This is a genomic window from Pseudorhodobacter sp. W20_MBD10_FR17 (assembly GCF_052119765.1).
Classification (GTDB): domain Bacteria; phylum Pseudomonadota; class Alphaproteobacteria; order Rhodobacterales; family Rhodobacteraceae; genus Pseudorhodobacter.
The window spans coordinates 21,236-44,092 of the sequence record NZ_JBGQOQ010000014.1; the positions used below are offsets into that span (position 1 = coordinate 21,236).

Annotated in this window: 24 protein-coding genes; 9 read left to right on the plus strand and 15 right to left on the minus strand. The window is 57.1% G+C overall.

What is annotated here, in order from left to right:
* Positions 1-78: 78 nt before the first annotated feature.
* From recJ to ACEN2J_RS11185, 5 genes are all read right to left on the minus strand, one after another.
* On the minus strand, positions 79-1,824 hold the full coding sequence (recJ, locus tag ACEN2J_RS11165; RefSeq protein ID WP_442105851.1) for a single-stranded-DNA-specific exonuclease RecJ: 1,746 nt from the start codon (positions 1,822-1,824) through the stop codon (positions 79-81).
* A gap of 102 nt (positions 1,825-1,926) precedes the next feature.
* Entirely contained in the window at positions 1,927-2,892 is a 966-nt protein-coding gene (gene glpX / locus ACEN2J_RS11170) for a class II fructose-bisphosphatase (protein ID WP_442105853.1), read from the minus strand.
* 116 nt (positions 2,893-3,008) lie between these two features.
* Complete coding sequence (locus tag ACEN2J_RS11175; protein ID WP_442105855.1) at positions 3,009-3,680, minus strand: ceramidase domain-containing protein; 672 nt, start codon at positions 3,678-3,680, stop codon at positions 3,009-3,011.
* A complete protein-coding gene (locus tag ACEN2J_RS11180; protein WP_442105857.1) occupies positions 3,681-4,967 on the minus strand; it encodes a homoserine dehydrogenase in 1,287 nt (428 codons plus the stop codon).
* A gap of 112 nt (positions 4,968-5,079) precedes the next feature.
* Positions 5,080-5,406 carry a hypothetical protein gene (locus tag ACEN2J_RS11185; protein WP_442105859.1) on the minus strand — a complete coding sequence of 109 codons (327 nt, stop codon included), beginning with the start codon at positions 5,404-5,406 and terminating at the stop codon, positions 5,080-5,082.
* Between the two features lie 178 nt (positions 5,407-5,584).
* Here ACEN2J_RS11185 and ACEN2J_RS11190 point away from each other — a divergent pair, with 178 nt between their 5' ends.
* Both ACEN2J_RS11190 and ACEN2J_RS11195 read left to right on the plus strand, forming a co-directional pair.
* Positions 5,585-6,175 carry a TetR/AcrR family transcriptional regulator gene (locus ACEN2J_RS11190; RefSeq protein ID WP_442105861.1) on the plus strand — a complete coding sequence of 197 codons (591 nt, stop codon included), beginning with the start codon at positions 5,585-5,587 and terminating at the stop codon, positions 6,173-6,175.
* Between the two features lie 141 nt (positions 6,176-6,316).
* The gene (locus ACEN2J_RS11195; protein ID WP_442105863.1) at positions 6,317-6,640 is read left to right on the plus strand and encodes an arsenate reductase family protein; all 324 of its coding nucleotides are present in this window, start codon (positions 6,317-6,319) and stop codon (positions 6,638-6,640) included.
* A 46-nt stretch (positions 6,641-6,686) separates the two neighbouring features.
* Here ACEN2J_RS11195 and ACEN2J_RS11200 read toward each other — a convergent pair whose 3' ends face one another.
* The 6 genes from ACEN2J_RS11200 to thrS form a co-directional block, all read right to left on the minus strand.
* A complete protein-coding gene (locus tag ACEN2J_RS11200; RefSeq protein WP_050523402.1) occupies positions 6,687-6,893 on the minus strand; it encodes a cold-shock protein in 207 nt (68 codons plus the stop codon).
* A gap of 146 nt (positions 6,894-7,039) precedes the next feature.
* A complete protein-coding gene (locus ACEN2J_RS11205) occupies positions 7,040-7,606 on the minus strand; it encodes a DoxX family protein (RefSeq protein ID WP_442105865.1) in 567 nt (188 codons plus the stop codon).
* A complete protein-coding gene (locus ACEN2J_RS11210) occupies positions 7,606-8,352 on the minus strand; it encodes an HvfC/BufC N-terminal domain-containing protein (RefSeq protein ID WP_442105867.1) in 747 nt (248 codons plus the stop codon). The genes ACEN2J_RS11205 and ACEN2J_RS11210 overlap by 1 nt, the downstream gene beginning before the upstream one ends.
* A complete protein-coding gene (gene bufB, locus ACEN2J_RS11215) occupies positions 8,349-9,197 on the minus strand; it encodes an MNIO family bufferin maturase (RefSeq protein WP_442105869.1) in 849 nt (282 codons plus the stop codon). Before bufB ends, ACEN2J_RS11210 begins: the two co-directional genes overlap by 4 nt.
* Before the next feature lie 54 nt (positions 9,198-9,251).
* The gene (locus ACEN2J_RS11220; RefSeq protein ID WP_442105871.1) at positions 9,252-9,542 is read right to left on the minus strand and encodes a BufA1 family periplasmic bufferin-type metallophore; all 291 of its coding nucleotides are present in this window, start codon (positions 9,540-9,542) and stop codon (positions 9,252-9,254) included.
* A gap of 201 nt (positions 9,543-9,743) precedes the next feature.
* Positions 9,744-11,690 (minus strand): threonine--tRNA ligase, encoded by a 1,947-nt coding sequence (thrS, locus tag ACEN2J_RS11225; protein WP_442105873.1) that lies wholly within the window; start codon positions 11,688-11,690, stop codon positions 9,744-9,746.
* A gap of 175 nt (positions 11,691-11,865) precedes the next feature.
* Here thrS and ACEN2J_RS11230 point away from each other — a divergent pair, with 175 nt between their 5' ends.
* Genes ACEN2J_RS11230 through ACEN2J_RS11240 form a run of 3 tightly spaced genes read left to right on the plus strand, consistent with a single transcriptional unit; the run spans position 11,866 to position 14,314 of the window.
* Complete coding sequence (locus tag ACEN2J_RS11230; RefSeq protein WP_442105875.1) at positions 11,866-12,624, plus strand: alpha/beta hydrolase; 759 nt, start codon at positions 11,866-11,868, stop codon at positions 12,622-12,624.
* Positions 12,617-13,597, plus strand: a complete 981-nt coding sequence (locus tag ACEN2J_RS11235) for an alpha/beta hydrolase (protein ID WP_442105877.1) — start codon at positions 12,617-12,619, stop codon at positions 13,595-13,597. The genes ACEN2J_RS11230 and ACEN2J_RS11235 overlap by 8 nt, the downstream gene beginning before the upstream one ends.
* A gap of 6 nt (positions 13,598-13,603) precedes the next feature.
* Positions 13,604-14,314 (plus strand): alpha/beta fold hydrolase, encoded by a 711-nt coding sequence (locus ACEN2J_RS11240; RefSeq protein WP_442105879.1) that lies wholly within the window; start codon positions 13,604-13,606, stop codon positions 14,312-14,314.
* 72 nt (positions 14,315-14,386) lie between these two features.
* On the opposite strand, the gene phaZ is transcribed toward ACEN2J_RS11240, so the two are convergent.
* Positions 14,387-15,694 (minus strand): polyhydroxyalkanoate depolymerase, encoded by a 1,308-nt coding sequence (phaZ, locus tag ACEN2J_RS11245; protein ID WP_442105880.1) that lies wholly within the window; start codon positions 15,692-15,694, stop codon positions 14,387-14,389.
* A gap of 115 nt (positions 15,695-15,809) precedes the next feature.
* Here phaZ and phaC point away from each other — a divergent pair, with 115 nt between their 5' ends.
* The 3 genes from phaC to phaR all read left to right on the plus strand — a co-directional run bounded on the left by phaC (position 15,810) and on the right by phaR (position 18,953).
* Positions 15,810-17,633 carry a class I poly(R)-hydroxyalkanoic acid synthase gene (gene phaC / locus ACEN2J_RS11250; RefSeq protein ID WP_442105881.1) on the plus strand — a complete coding sequence of 608 codons (1,824 nt, stop codon included), beginning with the start codon at positions 15,810-15,812 and terminating at the stop codon, positions 17,631-17,633.
* A gap of 143 nt (positions 17,634-17,776) precedes the next feature.
* A complete protein-coding gene (locus ACEN2J_RS11255; protein WP_442105970.1) occupies positions 17,777-18,226 on the plus strand; it encodes a Phasin in 450 nt (149 codons plus the stop codon).
* 157 nt (positions 18,227-18,383) lie between these two features.
* On the plus strand, positions 18,384-18,953 hold the full coding sequence (phaR, locus tag ACEN2J_RS11260; RefSeq protein ID WP_442105882.1) for a polyhydroxyalkanoate synthesis repressor PhaR: 570 nt from the start codon (positions 18,384-18,386) through the stop codon (positions 18,951-18,953).
* A gap of 87 nt (positions 18,954-19,040) precedes the next feature.
* Here the strand turns inward: phaR and ACEN2J_RS11265 are convergent, their stop codons facing one another.
* Genes ACEN2J_RS11265 through ACEN2J_RS11275 form a run of 3 tightly spaced genes read right to left on the minus strand, consistent with a single transcriptional unit; the run spans position 19,041 to position 22,381 of the window.
* Entirely contained in the window at positions 19,041-20,324 is a 1,284-nt protein-coding gene (locus tag ACEN2J_RS11265; protein ID WP_442105972.1) for an NAD(P)/FAD-dependent oxidoreductase, read from the minus strand.
* Positions 20,321-21,676 (minus strand): glutamine synthetase family protein, encoded by a 1,356-nt coding sequence (locus ACEN2J_RS11270; RefSeq protein ID WP_442105884.1) that lies wholly within the window; start codon positions 21,674-21,676, stop codon positions 20,321-20,323. Before ACEN2J_RS11270 ends, ACEN2J_RS11265 begins: the two co-directional genes overlap by 4 nt.
* A gap of 24 nt (positions 21,677-21,700) precedes the next feature.
* Positions 21,701-22,381 carry a type 1 glutamine amidotransferase gene (locus tag ACEN2J_RS11275; protein WP_442105886.1) on the minus strand — a complete coding sequence of 227 codons (681 nt, stop codon included), beginning with the start codon at positions 22,379-22,381 and terminating at the stop codon, positions 21,701-21,703.
* Between the two features lie 142 nt (positions 22,382-22,523).
* Here ACEN2J_RS11275 and ACEN2J_RS11280 point away from each other — a divergent pair, with 142 nt between their 5' ends.
* Positions 22,524-22,841 carry a DUF3775 domain-containing protein gene (locus tag ACEN2J_RS11280; protein ID WP_442105888.1) on the plus strand — a complete coding sequence of 106 codons (318 nt, stop codon included), beginning with the start codon at positions 22,524-22,526 and terminating at the stop codon, positions 22,839-22,841.
* Positions 22,842-22,857: the final 16 nt, after the last annotated feature.

Genomic DNA, 22,857 nt, shown 5'->3' on the forward strand with positions numbered 1-22,857 from the left:
TAGACAGAGTAGCGCAGAGGCGCAAGGGGTAAAATTCATCTTTTTTCAAAAAATTTTACACCCCCAGATTTGCTGTCTTTATGCCCTTGCGGCATCCTCTAAACGCAGTTGCACTTTGCTGCGCCCGCCAAAACTATTGATCTCTAATCGCCCGGCCAAATGAAACCGCTGCGCGCCGGGATTCTCCAGCATTGGTCCCAACGGCCCATCGAATGCACCAAAAGCGATCCCGTCAATCTTGGCGCCCATGCCGTCCCCGAAACTAATGCGCAGATGGCTATCGCCAACACGTCGCCCTGTAACCTGCTGGTCGGCAAAGGCAAAGCGCGGGGCAGGGGAGCCGGCCCCAAATGGCCCTGCCGCCTCAATTTGCTCGATAAACGCAGGTGTAGCACCCGACGGCATCAACAACCCTTCCAGTCGCAAATCCGCAGGCCCGCCCAAACCGGCCCCTTGTCGTGCCAACAACTCGGCCAGGCGCTCCATTGCGGCGGGTATCTGCGCCTCATTCACGGTCAGACCTGCCGCCATCTTATGGCCCCCCCCGCGCAGCAGCAGCCCTTCGGCGGCAATGCGGTGAATAGCGGCCCCAAGGTCCACCCCCGCTACCGAGCGGCCCGAGCCTTTGCCAACACCGCCTTCTACCCCGATCACCACCGCAGGCCGCCCTGTCGCCTCTTTTAACCGCGCTGCCACAATGCCCACCACGCCCGGGTGCCAGCCTGCACCCGCAGCCCAAACCAGCGGACCGTCCAGCCCACGCTCTTCCGCCTGCGCCAGTGCGGCGGCACGCACCGCCGCCTCAATATCACGGCGCTCGGTGTTCAGCATGTCCAGCCGTTCGGCCAGCGCTGCCGCCTCCGCAGCGTCCTCGCAGGCCAGCAACCGTGCGCCCAAATCGGCAGCGCCAATCCGTCCGCCAGCATTTACCCGCGGCCCTAACAAAAAACCCAGCGCATAGGTGTTGGGCGCTTGGTCCATCCGCGCCACATCGGCCAGCGCACGCAGCCCAATCCGCTCGCGCCGCGCCATGACCTTTAACCCCTGCCGCACGAGCGCGCGATTCACCCCGATCAGCGGTGCCACATCAGCCACCGTGGCCAGCGCCACAAGGTCCAGCATTGCCATCAGGTCGGGCCCCTTAACGCCCTCGCCCCGCAACTGCCGGTTCGCCTCGACCAACAGCAAAAACACCACCGAGGCCGCACAGAGATGCGCCAGATCGCCGCTTTCATCCTGCCGGTTCGGGTTCACCACGGCCAAAGCTGCGGGCAGTTCCTCGCCCCCCAAATGGTGGTCCAGCACCAAAACATCGGTGCCCTTGGCGGCGGCAATCGGTTCATAGCTCAAGGTTCCGCAATCGACGCAGACAATCAAATCATGGTCGCGCGCCAGTGCCTCCATCGCGGGTACATTCGGCCCGTAGCCTTCATCAATCCGGTCAGGAATATATAGGGTGGCGCTGTGCCCCATCGCCCGCAACCACACAATCAGCAACGCGGCCGATGCCCCGCCATCCACATCATAATCGGCAAATATCGCAATCCTCTGCCGCGTCTTCACCGCCGCCAAGAACCGCTTTGTCGCGCGGTCCATATCCTTCAAGGTCAAAGGGTCCGGCAGCAAGTCGCGCAGGGCAGGGGCCATATAGCTTTCTACGGCGTCCGGCGTCACCCCGCGCCGCACCAAGGTTACACACAGCGCTTGCGGCAAATGCGTAACCTGCGCCATAGCTTCGGAAAGGCGCTGCTCGTCCGCGTCTGGCCCAACCCAACGCCGCCCTGTGGCCGAGGCCTCAACCCCCAAAAACGCGCGCTCTGCCATGCCATCCCCCAAACCTGAAATTTCATCTTGGCTTAAATACCTAAAAACCCGCGCCAACAACAGGCGCGGGTTTCAAAGACTACAGCAAATCCAAGGTTCAGCTTATTTCGCTGGGCTGCGATAGGTCATCCGCCGCACCGATCCGGTCTTGGACCGCATCAACAGGGTTTCGGTGGTCACCCAACCCGGCTCACGCTTAATACCCGCCAAAATCGACCCGCTTGTCACGCCTGTCGCGGCAAAAATCACATCTGCGGTTACCATTTCATCACGGGTATAGACCCGGTTCAAATCAGTGATGCCTGCTTTGGCCGCGCGGCCACGTTCGTCATCGTTACGAAACAGCAGGCGGCCATAAATCTGCCCGCCCATACATTTCAACGCCGATGCCGCGAGCACACCTTCGGGTGCACCGCCAGAGCCCATATACATATCAATGCCGGTTACATCCGCCTCGGCGCAGTGAATAACCCCAGCCACATCACCATCGGTGATCAGACGAATGGCAGCGCCTGTGCTGCGGATTTCGGCGATAATATCTTCATGGCGCGGGCGCTCTAGCACGCAAACCGTGATGTCTTCGGTGGCGCAGCCTTTGGCCTTGGCCAGCGCATGGACCCGCTCGGCAGGCGTCATATCCAGCGTCACCGTATCGACGGCATAGCCCGGCCCGATCGCCAGCTTGTCCATATACACATCCGGCGCGTGCAGCAGCGTGCCGCGCGGTGCCATCGCAATCACGGTCAGCGCGTTGGGCATGTCCTTGGCGGTCAGCGTCGTACCTTCCAACGGGTCCAGCGCGATATCGACGGCAGGGCCGTTGCCGGTGCCCACTTCCTCACCGATAAACAGCATAGGGGCCTCGTCGCGCTCGCCCTCGCCAATCACCACAACGCCGGCAATATCCAGCAGGTTCAGCTGGTCGCGCATCGCATTGACCGCCGCTTGATCGGCCGCCTTTTCATCGCCGCGCCCGACCAGCTTGGCCGAGGCCAAAGCCGCAGCCTCAGAGACGCGGGCCAAGCCCAGCGACAACAGACGATCGTGAAATTCGGTAGCGTCAGACATGCAAGGCCTCTTCCCATTTGGTAAAATTCATCGCTGTCGTAGCGCGTCCCCTAGGGGCAGGACAAGCATGTTAGCGCCGGACATTTTACATGAAACCATTGTTTTTGGCGAAAACCTTAGCGCGCAAGCGGCCTCTGCGCCCGTAACAGCATTTGCAACAGCAAACCCACCATCACCCCATTCAGCAAGTGCCAAACGAAATGGCTGCCAATCGCAAAGCTTGGGCAGACTGCCATATCAATCGTGCGAAAGAACAATGACAGGCAAAACACCCCCGTCGCCGCCCAAATCCACGGCCACATCGGATGCCCCCGCCGCCTGCTGAGCACGGAAAACACCAACAGCGCAATCAACGCGGGCGCATATTGCTCGGATCCGTTCAGCACACCCGGCGGACCCGCTTCGCCCTCGCCGCCGGCCAGCATCACAACTATCACCACGGCTGCCACAATCAGCGCAATCGCCCCGATCCGCCCCGGTTTCACCCCGCCAATCCGCTGCATCGCGACAAACACAAACGCCGCGACAAAGCTCCAGATCGGGATTGTATCGGCGTATTCTGACCACGTATTCGCAAAGGTATGGAACAAAAACGACCCTACACCTATCAGTGCGGCCATCGCGATCAGCCCCCAGATAACCGTATCTGCACCGCGCCTGCGCGCTTCAACCGCAGCCCAAAAGGCCGCCGCAAGGAACGACAGGTTGCTGAGCGCGTTCACAGGTTCAGCCCAAAATCCAGCCCCCAGCCGCTCGCAATAAATATCTACGCCTGCGAGCCAATCCATTTAGACCTCTTCAATCCGCAAGGCGACCGGCTCATCCAAAACAACCCCTGTTTTCGACAGGCGTGCCAACGCGTCATTCACATCATCGCGCGTGGCTTTATGCGTCACAATTAATACCGGCGCTTGCGCATCCGCATGATCATATTGCCGCATCCGGTCGATCGAGATGCCCGCATCGCCCAAAGCCGTCGCAACCTTGGCAAGCGCCCCCGGCTTATCCACCAACATCATTCGCAGATACCACGCCGATGGCGATGTTACCGCAGCTGACACAGGCACTGCCAACCGCGCAGCAGGCACACCAAAGGTCGGCACCCGCACACCGCGTGCAATATCCATCACATCGCCCATCACGGCGCTAGCGGTTGGCCCCATACCGGCACCCGCCCCGCGCAGCACCACTTGGCCAACCGAATCGCCCTCTAGCACCACCATGTTTGTGCCACCCGAAAGCTGCCCCAAGGGGCTGCTCATCGGCACCAGACACGGGGTCATCCGCTGCTCAAGGCCGCGGCCAGTTACCTGCGCCACTCCCAACAACTTTATCCGGTAGCCCATATCGCCGGCATGGTGAATGTCGTCGACCGAAATCGCACCAATCCCCTCCAATTCCACCGCATCAAAGGAAACCTGCGTGCCAAAGGCAATCGCCGCCAGCAGCGACAGCTTATGCCCTGCGTCAATGCCGCCGACGTCCAAATTCGGATCGGCCTCCAAATAGCCCAGTTGCCGCGCTTCCTCAAAGACCTGCTCATAGGGCAGGCCCGCATCCTCCATCCGTGTCAAAATATAGTTGCAGGTGCCGTTCATTACGCCCATCACGCGGCGCATACCGTTGGCCGCAAGCCCTTCGGTCAACGCCTTGATGACCGGAATGCCGCCCGCCACGGCTGCTTCAAAGCGAATAACCCGCCCCGCCGCCTCTGCCGAAAGCGCCAGCGCATGGCCGTGATGCGCCAGCAACGCCTTGTTGGCTGTCACCACATCCTTGCCAGCGGCAATTGCGGCCTCGGTGGCATTGCGGGCAGGGCCTTCATGCCCGCCCATTACCTCAACAAATACATCGATATCATTGCGCTGCGCTAGCGCCACCGGGTCGACCTCCCAAGCAAAACCCGACAGGTCGGCATCGCGATTCTTGGTGCGATCCCGCGCAGATACGGCGGTAATCACCACCTCGCGCCCTGTGCGCGCCGCAATCAGATCAGCATGCTTTTGCACGATTTGAACAACGCCAATCCCCACCGTCCCAAGACCGGCCAAACCTAAACGCAAAGGGGCTGTCATATCATTCTCCATCAACAGGGGGGTAAATCTTGTGACGTGTTAGCCTGTCAGGCGCAGGCTTGCAACATGGGCTTGCAACTTGTGCAAGGCACGCAGCTCCGCATAGCCACATTCAATTTTCGCCGGTAAATTTCGTCGGATAGGCCGCTATCGCTGCGGCCAACCGCGCCCGCGTGGCCGCACTTTGCACAGCGCCGCCGCGCATTGCCGCTGCCCGCGCCCGCAACCGCGCTGCGCGCGCAACCAACGCATCGCGCGCCCCCGCTGTGGCCCGCCCCGGCACCGCTTGCGCAATCAAACCTTCAATGGGGACCAGCTCAGGTGTGGCGCTTTCCCCCGATTTTTGGGCAAACTCCGCATGCACCACATCCACATCTGGAAAGCCAGCACAGCCCTGCAACAGGGCCAAAAGCGAAAATGTAAGAACGGCACGCAGCATTGGTATCTTTCACACAAGCAAACTTGCGCTAACCTTACCGTTCAGCTTACTCTTCGGCAAGCACTCCCGCCTTTGGGGTCCATCTTGGCGGAACGCGAAGGGTTCCAAAGAGTTTATCCCAATCCTGGCGCTTTGAACCCACCCTTGAATTGAACACCTATTCCGATACACAGATCCTATGGCACGCAAAATAGGCTCCTCTGCAGATACCACCCGCCCGCGCGTCCGCAGTGCGGCTTTGGCCCTGTTTGCCCGCCACGGGTTCGCTGCCGTCTCAATGCGGCAAATCGCGGCCGAGGTCGGGGTGCAGGCGGGCGCGCTCTATATTTATACGCCCGACAAACAGGCCTTGCTGTTTGATCTGATGCACGATCACATGACCAACCTGTTGGCGGCCCTTGCGGCACTGCCCATGCAGCCCACGCCCGTGGCGCGGCTTGATCAATTCGCCCGGTTTCACATTGGCTATCACCTTGACCGCCCCGAGGCTGTTTTCATCGCTTATATGGAGTTGCGCGCCTTAACGCCCGAAAACTTCACCTCTATTGAGACGCTGCGCCATCAGTATGAGGACCACCTGCAAGCCATTCTGGCGCAGGGGGCAAGCACGGGCGCCTTTACCCTGTCCGATGCCAAAATGGCGACTTTGGCCCTGATCGCGATGCTAACAGGTGTTACCAATTGGTATCGCAAAGACGGCAGGCTATCGCGTGATGATGTACAAAGTCTTTACGCCGAAATGGCGCTGCGCTCGGTCGGGGCACCGTAGGGGCTGTTGCCCGCCGCATTTGCCCCTATACTGCAGGCTGTGCGATTGGGTGTTAAGTCTTGTTTAACAAAAATCGCAAACTGCATAGAAAACAACGCGCTGCAAAACCATCCGCGCGCGATTCAATTTGGGAAAACCGCGATGATCCTTTATGGAATCTCTACCTGTGACACCTGCAAAAAAGCTCTCAAAGCGCTTGAGGCGGCAGGCCACAGCCCCCAATTCCGCGATATACGCGCCGACCCACTGTCCGAGTCGGAAATTCTGGAATTCGTCACCGAATTCGGCGGCGCGATTATCAACCAAAAATCCACCACATGGCGCGGCGCCTCTGATTGGCTAAAAGCATCCGAGCCGGACGAGCAGTTGAAACAGCAACCCACCTTGATGAAACGCCCGGTTATTCGCGGCGACCATGGCCTAACCTTGGGCTGGGATGAAACGGTTCAAAGCAAATATTTGTAAGCGCAATCGGCCCGCCCAAAGCGGGCCGGAGCATGCCGTCAAATCGTCAGAGAAGCCGCAAGTCACCGGCCGATTCTTTTCCATCCCGACCGGATTGCATTTCATAGCCGATCTTTTGGTTGTCGCTCAGCCCGGTCAATCCGGCGCGTTCAACCGCTGAAATATGGACGAAAATGTCCTTTCCGCCGTTATCGGGTGCAATGAAACCATAGCCTTTGGTGCTGTTAAACCACTTTACGGTGCCGGTGGGCATGCCGTCTCTCCTTCTTCAATTCCCTCGCTGGCGACATGCCGCGAGACCGCGTGATCGCAGTTTTTCCGGCCTCATGTACCCCATGGGGGCCATAGGCCGGAAAACTTTTTATCACTGCTAAAATCATGCCGAATCGTAGAAAAAAATCAAGATACTTGTGCAGTCCGTCCAAGCCCGCGCCGCAATACCCCGTCGACAGACAGCAAACCGCCGCCTTTCAAAACCAGTACGGCCAGCAAAAACACCCACATCAGCCGTTGATCCCAGATCAGCGCGTCTGAGGCCCGATCAAACAGTGCTCCCAAACTATCGCCAGTCACGCCGTGCCCATAAATATCCACCACGCTTTGCACTGCAATGAAACCGATCATCCCAAGTGCAGCCAAGCGCGTAAACAACCCGATCACGATCAACAACGGCAGCAAAAATTCGGCCAGTGTTCCGGCCAAAACGACCAGATAGTGAAACACCCCGAAGCGGCTGAAATCATAGCCAAATGCCTCGGTCGTTTTCGGGAAAATCTGGATATAGGCCCCATCCGAGGGGATCAGAACTCCCGTCAGCCCAGGGCCAAGTTTGGTGGTGGCCGATGCCCAAAAGTAAAACAAAAGTACGGCTGCAAAAACCAGCCGCGCAAGCAGCGGAAGCAACAAAAGACTGGCCGCGTCCAACATTTTAGTGGCGCGGTTATAGATTGAAAAAGCTGTGTTCATTAGGGTTCCTCACATATTCCGGTAATGGCGCCGCCATTGATCAGCAATCCAAGCATGGTACTGATATCAAAGCCTTCGCCTGCCAACTCCAGCGCGTGCTCAACTGATTTCTCAGCTTGTAGCGCCGCCATAAACAACGCTCCGTTTGGTGGTAAAAGATGCGGAGCGGCATCATATTCTGGGCGCAAGACCAGCGCCGCCTCGGGGCGCATGGTCGGGGGCGCGCCGCCATTTGTATTGGCCTGCCATATCGACCAAACTGGATAGTCCGATGTAACCATCCGCACAGCAGGCGCGAGGTGCAGCCGCGCCGCCAAAAACCGTTCGGACGGCAGCGTCGCCAGAGTTTCTGGCGCCACGGCAGGTGCGTCAGCGGCGTGATAGGCCTCACGCAGGGCAATTTCCAACCGTGCGACATCGGGCAAATAGGGCAAATAGGGCAGGTTTGCCAATGGCGGAAAATGTGCCAAAAAATCAGGCATCTCTTGGCCGTAAAGCATTATCAACCGTGATGCGGGTGGAAATTGGCGCAAGAACACGCCCGCCAATGCCTTGAAATACGCCTCACCCAGCAGCTTTCGCAGCACTGGAAATCCTTGTGCCAAGGCTTCGGTCAGACTGCCTGCAACATTGTTGCGATACACCGAGAAGCGTCGTCCCGCAGGGCGTCCACGGGCATCAACCAATTCTGCGGGTATCGCCAAGTCGGGGTTCAGCAAGGCTTGCGTGAATGCAGTCTCGTTCATGCTGCGGGCTCCATAATACGCGCAGCCCGCGCCGCCTCGGCTGCCAAAACGGGCCAGTCGGGTACGTCATTGTCCCACTCAATCAGCGTTGGCAGGGGGCCTGCACGGCCAATCAGCCCAGTGTAAAGTTGCCAAACCGAGTCCACAACTTGCGCGCCATGGCTGTCAATCAACAGCGGTGCGCCGTGATCATCGGCATCAACAAAATGGCCGCCCAGATGCACCTCCCCCACTAATTCCACTGGGAAATCAGCCAGATAAGCAACAGCATCAAAGTTCAAATTTGTGGCCGAGACATAAACATTATTCACATCCAGCAGCAGCCCGCAGCCGGTGCGCTTAGCCACGTCGCGCAAAAAATCAACTTCGCTGCGATCCGTGCCTTGAAAGGCCAGATATGACGATGGGTTTTCCAGCAGCATCCGGCGGCCCAACACTTCTTGCACGCGGTCAATATGGTCGGCAACACGCGCCACCGTGGCCGCCGTATAGGGTAGGGGCAGCAGGTCATTCAAAAACATATCGTCATGGCTCGACCAAGCCAGATGTTCGGAAAAACTGGCGGGTTTCAGCCAATTGCACAGATGCTTTAACCGGGTCAGATGGTCCTCATCCAGCGGCCCTTGGCCACCGATGGAAAGCCCGACCCCATGGACGGAAAAGGCAAAACGTTCGGACAAATGGCGTAGTTGCGCCAGCGGGCGCCCACCGTCACCCATATAGTTTTCGGCATGGATTTCCAGCCATGCCACAGTGCCCGGATTTTCTAAAATATCCTTGAAATGCTGTGCTTTATAGCCAACGCCGGGGCGGGCGGGCAGGTGGCTTTGGAGGGCGTCAAACATGTGCGTTCCTTCGGTGAAAGGCCCCCCGCCAGTACGGGCAGGGGGCGCAGACAATCAGCCTGCCATGTCGCGCTCAAGCGCCTCAAGGCTACCCATCCGGCCTTCGGGCAGCTCCATCGTGGTGCAGGTGCCTGCTGGGACCAGCGACCAAGCGTTGCCCTGATAGTCAACTTTGGAGGTGCCTGCGCAGGTCGTGCCCGGGCCGGCGGCGCAATCGTTCTTGCCAGCCAATGACACGCCGAAGCACTTTTCTTTGGCATCTTGTGCCGCAGCAGGAACCGCCGCCGACGCCAAAGCCGCAGCCAAAGCACCTGCAACAACCAGTGTTTTTGAATTGATTGACATAGTATTCTCCCTCAAACGGTTTCGTTATCGCTCTGTTGCGATGGGTGTTTGATATCGCTGTGAACGATAACAAACCAATAACAGCAGCGTGTCCTACACGTGTGTGACCAACTGTAACATAAAATCGACCTGTAGGCAGGGCGTGGGGCATTAAAAAAGCGCCGGAAAATCCGACGCTTTTCTTTTTTTTCAGTGGGTTACTTATTTTAGGTCTGGCGGCGTGGCCTCATCCGCCAAAATCTGGGTGATCGCATCAAGGCTTTCAATGACGGTTTTTGTTTCACCCAAGCGGCGGACGGAAACCGTTTTTTCCTCAACCTCGCGCATACCCACGGCCAGAATCACAGGCACTTTGCCGACGGAATGTTCGCGAATCTTGTAGTTAATCTTTTCATTTCGCAGATCAACCTCGGCCCGCACGCCAACAGCGTTCAGCGCGGCGGCCACTTCCATCGCGTAATCATCGGCATCCGACACAATAGCCGCCACAACAACCTGACGTGGCGCAATCCAGAACGGCAGCTTGCCTTCGTGGTTTTCAATCAAAATGCCGATAAAGCGTTCAAACGACCCAAGGCAGGCACGGTGCAGCATGATCGGCCGGTGCTTGGCACCGTCTTGGCCGACATAGCTGGCATCCAGCCGCTCGGGCAGGTTCGGGTCAACTTGCAAGGTGCCACATTGCCAATCGCGGCCAATCGCATCCGTCAGCACGAACTCCAGCTTTGGCCCGTAAAACGCGCCTTCGCCTTCAAAGATTTCATACTCCAGCCCCGAGGCCGTGACTGCATTGGCCAAGGCTGCCTCGGCATAATCCCAGCTTTCCTCGGTTCCGATCCGCTTTTCAGGGCGGGTGGACAGTTTGATGCGCCATTTGGCAAAACCAAGGTCGGCATAGATCGCAGAGAGGAAGCGGATAAACTTTTTGGATTCGTCTTCGATCTGCGCCTCGGTGCAGAAAATATGCGCGTCATCTTGGGTAAAGCCGCGCACCCGCATGATACCATGCAGCGCGCCGCTGGGTTCATAGCGGTTGCAAGAGCCGAATTCAGCCATCCGCAGCGGCAAATCGCGGTAGGATTTTAGGCCAACGTTGAAGATCTGCACGTGGCACGGGCAGTTCATCGGTTTCAGTGCGTTGACGGTTTTCTCGCGCGCGTGGTCCTCATCAACCTCGACGATAAACATATGCTCTTGATAGTTTTCCCAATGGCCCGAGGCTTCCCACAGCTTGCGGTTCACCACTTGCGGCGTGTTCACCTCAACATAGCCGTCGGCGCGTTGGCGGCGGCGCATGTAATCTTGCAACTGGGTGTAGATCGTCCAGCCATTCGGGTGCCAAAAGATCTGGCCGGGGGCCTCTTCTTGCATGTGGAACAGGTTCATCTCACGGCCCAGCTTGCGGTGGTCGCGCTTGGCGGCCTCTTCCAGCATGGTCAGATGCGCCTTTAGGTCGTCGCGGTTTTTGAATGCGACGCCATAAATCCGCTGCAACATCGCACGGCTGCTGTCGCCACGCCAATAGGCGCCAGCCACCGACATCAGCTTGAAACCATCAGCAGGCAGTTGGCCTGTGTGCTGCAAATGCGGGCCACGGCAGAGGTCTTGCCAATCGCCATGCCAGTACATGCGTAGGTCTTCATTGCCGGGGATGCTGTTGATCAGCTCGACCTTATAGGGCTCACCCTTGGCCTCATAATGTGCAATCGCGCGGGCGCGGTCCCATACTTCGGTGCGAACCGGATCGCGCAAATTGATGATTTGCTTCATCTTTGCTTCAATCGCGCCAAGGTCTTCGGGCGTGAAAGGTTCGACACGGTCAAAATCGTAATACCAGCCGTCTTTGATAACGGGGCCAATCGTGACCTTTACGTCAGGCCACAGTTCTTGCACCGCGCGCGCCATGACGTGCGCAAGGTCGTGGCGGATCAGTTCCAGCGCGGGCACATCATCGGCCATGGTGTTCAGGGCAATCGAGGCATCTGCCATAATCGGCCATTGCATATCGAAATGCGCGCCATCCACTGTGGCGCTGATCGCCTTTTTGGCAAGGCTTACGGCAATGCTGGCCGCGACTTCGGCAGGGGTAACGCCTGCGTCAAAGTTGCGAATATTGCCATCGGGAAAAGTAAGGGAAATCTGGGCCATCTGGGCCACCTCCTCGGTTTGGCGCCCACGATGCGCCCGGTTGCGGGTTTATGTTCGCTCGATATGATTGCCCGATTGAAAAAAGTCAACCGCGTACGAAACCTGTTGATTGCGCGCGGGCGTCTTGGCGCTGTCGCGGTGCTGGTCTATAGCTGGGACAAGCATAGGGGGCAGCATGCAAAGCAAGCATTTTACGACGACCACCGGCCGCGAAATCGCCTATCATTTGACCAGCGGGCAGGGGCCGGGCGTGGTGTTTTTGGGCGGCTTCAAATCGGATATGCAGGGCACCAAGGCGCTCTATTTACAAGATTGGGCGATGGCGAATAACCGGGCCTTCCTGCGGTTTGATTACTCTGGCCACGGCCAATCGTCGGGCGATTTCCTTAACGGCGCCATCGGGGATTGGTATGAGGATGCGTTGGCCGCAATCGCCACACTCACCTCTGGCCCGCAAATCCTTGTCGGTTCGTCCATGGGCGGCTGGATTTCCTTGCTTGTTGCGCGCACCATTCCCGGCCGGATCGCAGGCCTGATCGGCATCGCGGCCGCCCCCGATTTCACCGAAGACAGCATGTGGGCCAGCTTTACCGAGGCGCAAAAGGCCGAGCTTGCAGCGGGCCAAGTCGCCCTGCCGTCCGACTATGCCGATGAGCCCTATATCATCACCAAACGCCTGATCGAAGAGGGTCGCGACCGGCTTGTTTTGCGCAGCCCCTTGCACTTGCCGTTTCCTGTGCGGCTGTTGCAGGGCACTGATGACACAGATGTTCCGCCCGCCGTGGCGCTGCGACTGCTTGATCATGCGCAAAGCCCCGATTTGCGGCTTACGTTGGTCAAAGGCGCCGATCACCGCTTTTCTACGCCCGATTGTCTTGCGCTGATCGCCGCGTCCCTTGCCGACATCCTGCCTAAAGCCGGTCCCGATGCGTAGATTTGGCAAAGCCCTTGGCCGCATTTTGCTGGCTCTCGCGGCGCTTACAGCCCTTGCTTTTATCGTTGCGGCAAAAGAGCCGGTAGACAGAACCATCACCTTTGATCCGGCCACCCTTGGCCCCGACCTTGATGCCTATCTTGCGTCCGAGGAGGCAAAATTTCCGGATATCACCCCGACCACCGAAAAACAGATCATCTGGGCCGGTGAAAAGGGCGCAAAGACCCCTCTGTCTGTCGTCTATCTGCACGGGTTTTCTGCCACCAAATATGAAATCAAACCTGTCCCTGATCGCGTTGCCGCCAGTCTTGGCGCGAATCTGTTCTATACGCGGCTTTCCGGTCATGGCCGCAGTTCGGCCGCGATGGCCGAACCTCGCGCTGGTGATTGGATCAATGACATGGCCGAGGCTTTGGCCATCGGGCGGCGGTTGGGAGATCGGGTGATCGTGATCTCAACCTCCACCGGTGGCACGCTTGCCGCAATCGCCGCCACCGATCCCGACCTGTCCCAAAACCTCGCTGGTATCGTTTTTGTCTCAGCCAATTTCGGTATCGACAAAACCGCAAGCTTTTTGCTGAATCTGCCCTTCGTGCGCGAGTGGGGGCCAATTGTCGCGGGTGCGGAGCGCAGTTTTGACATCCGAAATGCCGATCACGCCAAATTCTGGACCACCCGCTACCCCACGGTTGCCGCCATCCCGATGGAGGCGCTGGTTAAATATGCGCTGGCCCAAGATTATGCCAAGGCCAGCGTTCCTGCGCTGTTCATCTATGCGATGGATGACCGCGTCGTGCAGCCCCGCGTCACCGCTAAAATTGCCGATGCTTGGGGCGGGCCGCATGATACCTATCACCCCGATCTGACCGATAAAGATGATCGCTATCACCATGTTATTGCAGGCGATATCATGAGCCCCAATCAAACAGCGCCCACGATCGCGCGGATTTTGGAATGGGCTAAGGGTTTGTAAACGCAGATGAATGAAGCCCTTATATTGATCCCCGGCTTGATGTCGGATGCACGTTTATTCGGGCAGCAAACCGTCGATTTGTCACGCAACCGTGCGGTCATGGTGGTCTTGCCGCACCCGGTCAGCACGATTGAGGAGATCTCGGCAAACGTGCTGCAAAACGCCCCGCACCACTTCGCCATAGCAGGGCTGGGCTTGGGCGCGCATGTGGCCCTTGATGTGATGCGGCGCGACATGGCACGTGTGACCAAAGTGGCCCTTCTGTCTGCCGACCCTTTGGGCGAAACCCCCGAAGCCGCCGCCGCGCGCGAAAAACGTATGCTGTTGGCCAGCACCGGCCGCCTTGTCGAGGCAATGGAACAAGAGCTGCCAAAAGCCGCTCTTGCGGCCAGCTCAAACCGAGATGAGATCATGACGCTGGTCGAAGACATGGCCTTTGCCTTGGGAGCAGAGGTTTTTATGGACCAGTCCCGCGCCCTTCAACGCCGCCGCGATCAGCAAAAAACGCTGCGCCGCGCCACAATTCCCGTGCTTATCCTTGCCGGTGCCCAAGACTGTCTTGTGCCCTTGCGTCGGCAAAGCTTTATGGCCGAACTTATGCCAACGGCGCGGGTGCAAGTGATCGACGGCGCGGGCCATCTGTCACCGCTAGAACAGCCCGAGGCGGTGAGTGATGCGCTGGAAGGCTTTTTCAACGGCCCGCTGATTCTGCGCTAATTTGCAAATAAAAAGGCCTCCGACATTACCTGCCGAGGGCCTTCTTGAATATTATTAAATCTCGTCAAACCGTTACGAGGCAGCTTGTGCCTTTGTATCAACGGCTTTCAGGGTTTCTACCTTAGCGGGCGTTTTGGCAGGGGCATCATCACCCGAGTTGGCATCAATAAACGCCAGCACCAAAGGCCGAATGTTCAAACGCCAGCTTTTGCCCGCGAAAATCCCGAAATGGCCTGCGCCTGGTTCAACATGGCTGGCCTTTTTGCTATCTGGCAAGCCGGTACACAGCGCCAAAGCAGCAATACATTGGCCCGGCGCGGAGATATCGTCATTCGCGCCTTCAACCGTTTTCACCGCAACGCGGGTAATTGCGCCGATATCAACTTTCTTACCGGCAACGGTAAATTCATTCAGCGCAATCTCGCGATTCTTGAAAATCCGCTCAACGGTGGAAAGATAGAATTCGGCAGTCATATCCATCACGGCCAGATATTCGTCATAGAATCGGTTGTGCGCATCATGGTCCGATGCTTGGCCACGTGCCACACGCATGATCTGCTCTTTAAAGGCCTTGCCATGACGCTCGGCATTCATCGAGATAAAGCTCTGCAACTGCAACAGGCCTGGATAAACCAGCCGCCCCGCGCCGGAATGCAAAAAGCCGACACGCTGAATAGCGCTTTGTTCCAGCTGGCCCATCGTCACGCGGCTGCCAAAATCGGTAACCTCGGTCGCGGCGGCATCCGGATCGACTGGCCCACCGATCAACGTCAGGCTGCGCGGTTGTGCCGCAGGGTCTTCGGCGGCCAGATAGGCGGTTGCGGCCAAAGCTAATGGCACAGGCTGACATACCGCAATCACATGCGTGTCCGGCCCAAGTTCACGCAGGAAATCTACCAAATAAAGCGTGTAATCTTCGACATCAAACTTGCCTGCAGATACCGGAATATCGCGCGCATTGTGCCAATCGGTAATATAAACGTCACAGTCTGGCAGTAGGCTGGTCACTGTAGACCGCAGCAACGTGGCATAGTGGCCAGACATCGGTGCAACCAACAAAACCTTGCGTTTCATGGGTTCACGGCGACGAACAAAGAAATGGATCAAATCGCCAAAGGGCCGTTCGACCACTTTTTTGATGTCGACCAGATGGTCTTGGCCTTCGGGGCCGGGGATCGACCGGATGCCCCAGTCGGGTTTGTCGACCATACGGGCAAATGTGCGCTCGGTAACTTCGCCCCAAGCGGCCGTCATTTTGATCATTGGGTTCATGGATAGGCCAAAGGCGGGGTAGGAGGCCATTGCCCGCGCAGTAGCACCCAACCACTCATTTGTGTTACGGGCACTTTCCATAAGGTCGTAGGTCATCATATACTTCATGTCAGCTCCAATGCCATCAGGTTGCGGCGCAAGGGTCACATTCCAAGGGCCTGGCCCAATTTAGGAATGAGACGGATATGCTGCATTGCAGCGAATATAGGGGGAAAATATTAATATGGCAACAACTCAGAATGAGGGCGAAGAACGTTTGGCCCGTTTGAATGCAAATCTTCAAAAAGTCGAAGATTTGTCCAAACGCCTGACAGCAGCACTCGCGCATCGCAAAGAGGCCGACCCCGCGCTTTCTGGTCCCAGCCAAGATCTTTATATGCAGGCCGCGACGGCCTATGTCGCCGAGATGATGCAAAACCCCTCCAAGTTAATCGAGAATCAGGTCAGCTATTGGGGCAAAACCCTTAAGCATTACGTTGACGCACAGCATGTCCTTCTTAAAGGTGAAATTAAGGCGCCGGCCGATCCAACCCCCAAGGACCGTCGTTTTTCCAACCCGATGTGGGAGGAGCACCCGTTTTTCAACTATCTGAAACAGCAATACATGCTGAATTCGGAAATGATCTCCAATACCGTTCAGGGGTTGGACAATATGGAACCCGCCGATAAAAAGCGGATCGAGTATTTCACCCGCCAGATCGTCGATATGCTCTCGCCCACCAATTTCCTTGGCACCAACCCCGATGCTTTGGAAAAGGCCGTGGCGACCGATGGCGAAAGCCTTGTCGCAGGTTTGGAAAACCTTGTGCGTGATATTGAAAGCAATAATGGCGACCTGATGGTCACCTTGGCCGACAAGCAGGCGTTCAAAATTGGCGAAAACATCGCGACCACCCCCGGCGCCGTTGTCTATCGCAATAAGATGATGGAGCTGATCCAATACAGCCCGACCACTGGCCAAGTGCATGAAACCCCGCTGGTTATGTTTCCGCCGTGGATCAACAAGTTCTATATCCTCGATCTAAAGCCCCAAAACAGCCTGATCAAATGGGTCGTCGATCAGGGCTTTACGCTGTTCGTGGTGTCTTGGGTCAACCCCGATGCCAGCTATGCCGATGTTGGCATGGATGATTACATTCGTGACGGCTATTTACGCGCCATGGCCGAGGCCCGCCGCATTTGCGGCACCAAGCAGATCAACGCTGTTGGCTATTGTATCGCAGGCACCACGCTATCGCTTACCCTTGGCCATCTGGCCAAAGCGGGCGATAAAACCGTCAAATCCGCGACCTTCTTTACCACGTTGACCGATTTTTCCGATCAGGGCGAGGTGGGCGTGTTCTTGAATAATGATTTTGTTGACGGGATCGAACGGCAGGTCGCGGTGGATGGCATTCTCAGCAAATCCTTTATGTCGCGGACCTTCTCGTATCTGCGCTCAAACGACCTGATCTACCAACCCGCCATCAAAAGCTACATGATGGGCGAGGCCCCACCGGCCTTTGATCTGCTGTTCTGGAACGGGGACGGGACCAACCTGCCAGCAAAGATGTCGATCGAATACCTGCGTGGCTTGTGCCAAGATGATGGACTTGCGCGCGGGGTATTTCCGGTGTTTGGCGAGCCGGTCAGCCTGTCGGACATCAAAGTGCCGATCTGTGCGATTGCCTGTGAAACCGATCACATCGCCGCGTGGAAAAGCAGCTATAACGGCATCAAGCAGTTTGGCTCTAAGGACAAAACCTTCATCATGGCGCAGTCGGGCCATATCGCGGGCATCGTCAACCCGCCGACCAAGCAAAAATACGGCCATTACACCAATGATTCGCCAATGACGACACCCGACGAGTTTTTGGCCGGAGCCGAGTTCCACAAGGTCAGTTGGTGGCCACGCTGGGGCGAATGGCTGGCCGCGCAATCGGGTAAAATGGTCGATGCACGCGATTTGGGCGGCCCCGAGAACCCGGTTCTTGCGCCTGCACCCGGTACTTATGTCGGGGCAATCCCGCCTGAAAACTCTAAAACTGCAACAGAGTCAGTGACCTAAGGGCAATCCATGCGGATTCTGCACTGCTGCATTGCAACAAAGTAATGCTGCGGTGCAGAATAATGCTTGAAATGCCGCACTGCAGCATGTATATATGGATCATCAAGAAACGCGGTGATGTGCCGCTGACAGGAGAATTCAAAATGACTAAGACCCCAGACATGACGAAAATGGTTCAAGACATGATGGCTTCCTTCCCAGTTGACAACGCGGCGTTCCAGAACGCGTTCAAAACCCAAGCTGCTATGGCTGAAAAGCTGTCGAAAGTGGCTTTGGAAGCTGCTGAAAAGTCCAACGAAATTTCTTCGAAATGGGCAAAAGACACGCTGGCAAAAGTTTCGGGCATTACCACTGCCAAAGCTGACGCCGCTGACTATACCAAAGCCGCAACAGACTTCGCTTCTGCTGCTTCGGAAATGGCTGCTGAAAACATGGCTGCTTTCGCTGAAGTTGCGAAAAAAGTTCAGATGGAAACTGTTGAGCTGATGCTGGCTGCTGGCAAAGACCTGTCCGAAGAAACTTCGGCTGCTGTTAAAAAAGCAACTGCTGACGTTCAGACTGCTGCTAAAAAAGCAACCTCTGCTGTAAAGTAAGGCTTGTCGGCGCGTCCGACCGCCTCCCTGTTGTTGACGCGCCAAGAGCGGGCTTCTAACGAAGCCCGCTCTTTCCTTTTTTTCTGCGCTGCACTAAGCTTTTCAGTAGCGCAACAAGTCCGCGCACCACACTGTCCAGTCTCCAAAGGGGTGCAATATGGCCGAAACTCAAAAGCCGCTACTCATTAAGCGCTACGCCAGCCGTCGCCTCTATAATACTGAAACCTCTGACTATGTGACACTCGAAGACATTTCCGGCTTCATTCGTAAGGGCCGTGAAGTCCAGATTATCGACCTGAAATCTGGTGATGACCTGACCCGTCAATATCTTCTGCAAATTGTGGCCGAGCATGAAAGCAAAGGAGAAAGCGTTCTGCCGACCAACGTGCTGAATGATCTTGTGCGCAGCTATACCACGGGCGTCCACTCGGTCGTGCCGCAGTTTCTGGCCGCCTCTTTTGATATGCTGCGCGACAGCCAGTCCAAAATGGTACAAAACCTGACCAAAGTGCCAAACCCGATGGCGACCGTGCCGGGGTTTGATGCCATGCGCAAACAGCAAGAGGCCTTTCTTAAAACCATTATGGGCGGTGTTCCGGGCTGGTCTGGTAAAGCTGATGCCGCCAATTCCGAACACGAACCAGCAGCTGCGACAAAAGAATCAGACGAGCTGCGCGATATAAAGGCGCAATTGGCAGAGCTACAAAAGAAGCTCTCCAAGCTCTGACCACTTGCGATGATTCGTCGAAAATTCAGATTTTTCGACGAATCATCGTTTGCGGCGGCGGGCCAAGCCAAGCGTTTTGGTGTCGGCTTAAATCCCCAGCCGGTCGCGCATCCCGTACCATGTCATCGCCGCCACAAGCAGGGGCCAGCGCAGCGCAATTCCACCAGGGAATCGTGGCTGGGGCAGGGCAGCCAGCACATCAAAGCCGCCTGCTTGTCCCTGAACCGCCTCAGCCATCAGCTTACCTGCCAGCGTGGCCATAGCCACCCCATGCCCCGAATAACCCGAGGCCGAAAACACCCGCGGATGTGTGCGCATAAAGCATGGCATCCGGTTCAGCGTAATCGCCAATGTGCCGCCCCAAGCATAGTCTATCTTTACATCGGCAAGCTGCGGATACACCTCAAGCATAGGTTTTCGCACGGTTTTCAAAATGTCAGGGAATTTATAGCCATAGCTTTCCCCGCCACCAAACAGCAGGCGCTTATCATCCGACAATCGCCAGTAATTCACCACGAATTTGCTGTCGGCCACCGCCACATTTTGCGACAAAATCTCTTTGGCCCGGTCGCCCAACGGCTCGGTGGCAAGGATGAAATTATTGATCGGCATCACCCGTGCCGCAACTTTACGGTCCAGCCCGCTCAGATAGCCATTGCCCGCCAAAACCACATGGTTGCAGCTGACGCGCCCATGTGCTGTCTGCACTTCGGTCCGCAAATTGTGCTGAATGTGATGCACTTCGGACCGTTCATAAATCCGCGCACCCGCAGCCACCGCTGCCTTGGCCAGCCCGATGGTAAAGTTCAACGGGTGCAAATGCCCCGCACCACGGTCCAAATCGCCGCCTTTGAACGCGGCTGACCCGATCAACCCTTCGGGCAGTTGCTCTATCTTGTCATAGCCATAATCGCGTGACAGCTTTTCGGCATAGCCACGCGCATGGGCTACCTCGGCGTCGGTATAACAGGCATGGGCAACGCCCGCATGAAACGGTAAGCCCATCTCGGCGGCCAGCTTGCGCACCAGCGCCTTTGCCTCTTCGCCCATATCCCACAGCTTGTGCGCCGCCTCACGCCCCGCAAGCTTTTCCAGCGCGTCCTGTTCTAGCCGTTGGCCCGACCCGACTTGCCCGCCATTGCGCCCCGAGGCGCCAAAGCCCACGCGATGCGCCTCAACCACGACCACATCAAGCCCTGCGCGCGCCAGATGCAGCGCCGCTGACAAGCCTGTAAACCCTGCACCAATGATGCACACATCGGCGCTGGTCTGCCCCTTAAGGGGGGCAAACGCAGCCAGCGGTGTTGCCGTTGCGGCATAGTAAGAGGCAGGGTACTGCCCCGCCTGATCGTTCACATGCAGCAGGTTCATACGTTCAACAACAGATGTTCTCGTTCCCACGGGCTGATGACCTGCTGAAACTCTTTATACTCATTCCGTTTTACCGAATCGTAAACTTTGCAGAACTCGGTGCCTAACACCTCGCAAAGCGCCGTGTCTTCTTCCAACAGGTCAAGCGCGTCGCCCATGGTGTAAGGCAAGTCCGTTTCAATGTTATAGGCGTCGCCCGTGCATTCCGCGCGGGGTTTTGTGGCCTCTATCAGGCCCAAATATCCGCAAGCAAGGCTTGCCGCCAAGCCCAGATAGGGGTTGCAATCCATACCCGCCAGCCGGTTTTCCACCCGCCGTGCGGCGGGCCCCGAAATCGGCACGCGCAGGCCTGTGGTGCGGTTGTCGCGTCCCCATTCAAGGTTAATAGGTGCTGCAAAATCAGGTACATAGCGACGATAGCTGTTCACATAGGGCGCCAGCAGCGCAACCGCCCCCGGCAAATGGTTCTGCATCCCTGCGATAAAGTGCAAGAACGCATCGGTCTCAGAGCCATCGGTATTGGAAAAGATGTTCTTGCCCGTCTTAATATCAACCACCGAATGGTGGATATGCATCGCAGACCCCGGTTCGCCCTCAATGGGTTTGGCCATAAAGGTGGCAAAGCAATCGTGCCGCAGCGCCGCCTCACGGATCAACCGCTTAAAGAAAAAGACCTCATCTGCCAGCTTGATCGGGTCTCCGTGGGCTAGGTTAATCTCAACCTGACCCGCGCCGCCTTCTTGCAAAATCCCGTCGATTTCCATGCCTTGCGCCTCGGCAAAGTCATAGATATCGTCGATCACCTTGCCGTACTCATCCACCGCACTCATCGAATAGGCCTGTTTGCCCGCAGCGCGGCGGCCAGACCGACCCATCGGCGGCATAACCGGCATGTTGGGGTCAATGTTGCGGGCCGTCAGGAAAAACTCCATCTCGGGGGCCACGACGGGGGCCCAGCCTTTGGCAGCATAGAGCGCCAGTATACGTTTCAACACATTGCGCGGCGCAGTCGGCACAGGGTTGCCTTGCTGATCTTGTGCATCATGGATCACCTGCACCGTCACATCCGCCGTCCAAGGCGCGGCTGTTGTCGTGGAATAATCAGGCACCAAAACCATATCCGGCTCGGTAAACAGGCCCGAAGGGTTATCGGCCCACTCGCCCGTTATCGTCTGCAAAAAGATCGAGTTCGGCAGGAAATAATTTTCCTGCGTTGCAAATTTTGACGCAGGCATCGCCTTGCCGCGCGCAACACCCGCAATATCGGCAATGATACACTCGACCTCATCCAAGCGACGCCCCGCGATATAGGTGCGTGCCGCGTCGGGTAGCTTATCTGTCCACTTGCTCATCGGAAAACTCCGGTCCTTGAAACTTCAGCCCCTCGGCTGTTTGAAAAATGCAGCGATTTGGCCCGCCATGCTGGTATCGCTTAAGGGGTCCTGCAGCCGCGCGGTCGCGGCCTCTAACAAGCCGTCGGGCACCAAACCCTTGCCGCGTGTCTTCATCAACCCATCAACGAAATCGGGCTGGAACTCGGGGTGCGGCTGCACGGTAAAGGCGCGGTCATCATAGAGCAGGGCTGCATTGGCACAAAACGCGTTGCTGCCGACAACCTCGGCCGACTCGGGCTTTTCCACCACTTGGTCCTGATGCCACGCGTTCAGGCGCACATTGGTGCCGCCGAAATCATAATCCGTAGCGCCCACGGCCCAGCCCTTGGTGAACTTTTCAACCCGCCCACCCATCGCCTGCGCAATGATCTGGTGGCCAAAGCAAATCCCGACCATTGGCACATGCGCAGCATAAGACGCTCGAATGAAATCCTCCAAAGGCGGGATCCAAGCATGGTCTTCATAGGCGCCAAACTTCGACCCTGTGATCAACCAGCCATCGGCGGCTTTCACATCGGGGGGAAACTCTCCCTCCAGCACGCGGTAAGTTTTGAACGTAAACCCGTGCCCCGCCAGCAAACGCTGGAACATATCAGGGTAATCCCCCATCTCATCCATAAGTTGGTCAGGGGCGAGGCCGGTTTGTAGAATGCCGATTAGCATGAAATACCTATCTGTTGATGGTCAAACCCTATCCCCACCATCGGGGGGGCGGCAAGAGGGGAAACGCCGCCGCACAGCATGCCGCCCCCTTGCCACGGCCTGCATCCTGCGCCACCATGGGCCAAACCTAAAAGGACACCCCATGATCGACATTAGCGCCAGCAAAGTGGTCCAAGTGATTTTTCAAGCACGCGAAGGCCATGTGGCTGCGGCTGAACTGTCCCAATTCATCGAAAACCTGAACGATGACGAACAGGCGCATCTGACGGCTATCGCATGGGTCGGGCGCGGCAGCTTTGAGGTTGAAGATTACGCCGAAGCCCTCGCCACCGCGCGGTCGGAAAAAACCACCCCAACCGCCGATTACCTAATGGGCATGCCGCATCTGGCCGAAAACCTTGAGGCAGGTCTTGATGCTATGGGCGTCGATGTCGAAGGCGAGGAAGAGGATCTACTGTAATCCATGCAAGCCTGAT

Coding starts and splice junctions, on each gene's coding strand:
- ACEN2J_RS11210 (WP_442105867.1), bottom strand. CDS start 8,352: ATGAACGAGACTGCATTCACGCAAGCCTTGCTGAACCCCGACTTGGCG.
- ACEN2J_RS11275 (WP_442105886.1), bottom strand. CDS start 22,381: ATGCTAATCGGCATTCTACAAACCGGCCTCGCCCCTGACCAACTTATG.
- ACEN2J_RS11195 (WP_442105863.1), top strand. CDS start 6,317: ATGATCCTTTATGGAATCTCTACCTGTGACACCTGCAAAAAAGCTCTC.
- ACEN2J_RS11230 (WP_442105875.1), top strand. CDS start 11,866: ATGCAAAGCAAGCATTTTACGACGACCACCGGCCGCGAAATCGCCTAT.
- ACEN2J_RS11200 (WP_050523402.1), bottom strand. CDS start 6,893: ATGCCCACCGGCACCGTAAAGTGGTTTAACAGCACCAAAGGCTATGGT.
- ACEN2J_RS11185 (WP_442105859.1), bottom strand. CDS start 5,406: ATGCTGCGTGCCGTTCTTACATTTTCGCTTTTGGCCCTGTTGCAGGGC.
- recJ (WP_442105851.1), bottom strand. CDS start 1,824: ATGGCAGAGCGCGCGTTTTTGGGGGTTGAGGCCTCGGCCACAGGGCGG.
- ACEN2J_RS11280 (WP_442105888.1), top strand. CDS start 22,524: ATGATCGACATTAGCGCCAGCAAAGTGGTCCAAGTGATTTTTCAAGCA.
- phaZ (WP_442105880.1), bottom strand. CDS start 15,694: ATGAAGTATATGATGACCTACGACCTTATGGAAAGTGCCCGTAACACA.
- ACEN2J_RS11180 (WP_442105857.1), bottom strand. CDS start 4,967: ATGACAGCCCCTTTGCGTTTAGGTTTGGCCGGTCTTGGGACGGTGGGG.
- phaR (WP_442105882.1), top strand. CDS start 18,384: ATGGCCGAAACTCAAAAGCCGCTACTCATTAAGCGCTACGCCAGCCGT.
- thrS (WP_442105873.1), bottom strand. CDS start 11,690: ATGGCCCAGATTTCCCTTACTTTTCCCGATGGCAATATTCGCAACTTT.
- ACEN2J_RS11175 (WP_442105855.1), bottom strand. CDS start 3,680: ATGGATTGGCTCGCAGGCGTAGATATTTATTGCGAGCGGCTGGGGGCT.
- ACEN2J_RS11235 (WP_442105877.1), top strand. CDS start 12,617: ATGCGTAGATTTGGCAAAGCCCTTGGCCGCATTTTGCTGGCTCTCGCG.
- ACEN2J_RS11240 (WP_442105879.1), top strand. CDS start 13,604: ATGAATGAAGCCCTTATATTGATCCCCGGCTTGATGTCGGATGCACGT.
- glpX (WP_442105853.1), bottom strand. CDS start 2,892: ATGTCTGACGCTACCGAATTTCACGATCGTCTGTTGTCGCTGGGCTTG.
- phaC (WP_442105881.1), top strand. CDS start 15,810: ATGGCAACAACTCAGAATGAGGGCGAAGAACGTTTGGCCCGTTTGAAT.
- bufB (WP_442105869.1), bottom strand. CDS start 9,197: ATGTTTGACGCCCTCCAAAGCCACCTGCCCGCCCGCCCCGGCGTTGGC.
- ACEN2J_RS11190 (WP_442105861.1), top strand. CDS start 5,585: ATGGCACGCAAAATAGGCTCCTCTGCAGATACCACCCGCCCGCGCGTC.
- ACEN2J_RS11205 (WP_442105865.1), bottom strand. CDS start 7,606: ATGAACACAGCTTTTTCAATCTATAACCGCGCCACTAAAATGTTGGAC.
- ACEN2J_RS11270 (WP_442105884.1), bottom strand. CDS start 21,676: ATGAGCAAGTGGACAGATAAGCTACCCGACGCGGCACGCACCTATATC.
- ACEN2J_RS11220 (WP_442105871.1), bottom strand. CDS start 9,542: ATGTCAATCAATTCAAAAACACTGGTTGTTGCAGGTGCTTTGGCTGCG.
- ACEN2J_RS11255 (WP_442105970.1), top strand. CDS start 17,777: ATGACTAAGACCCCAGACATGACGAAAATGGTTCAAGACATGATGGCT.
- ACEN2J_RS11265 (WP_442105972.1), bottom strand. CDS start 20,324: ATGAACCTGCTGCATGTGAACGATCAGGCGGGGCAGTACCCTGCCTCT.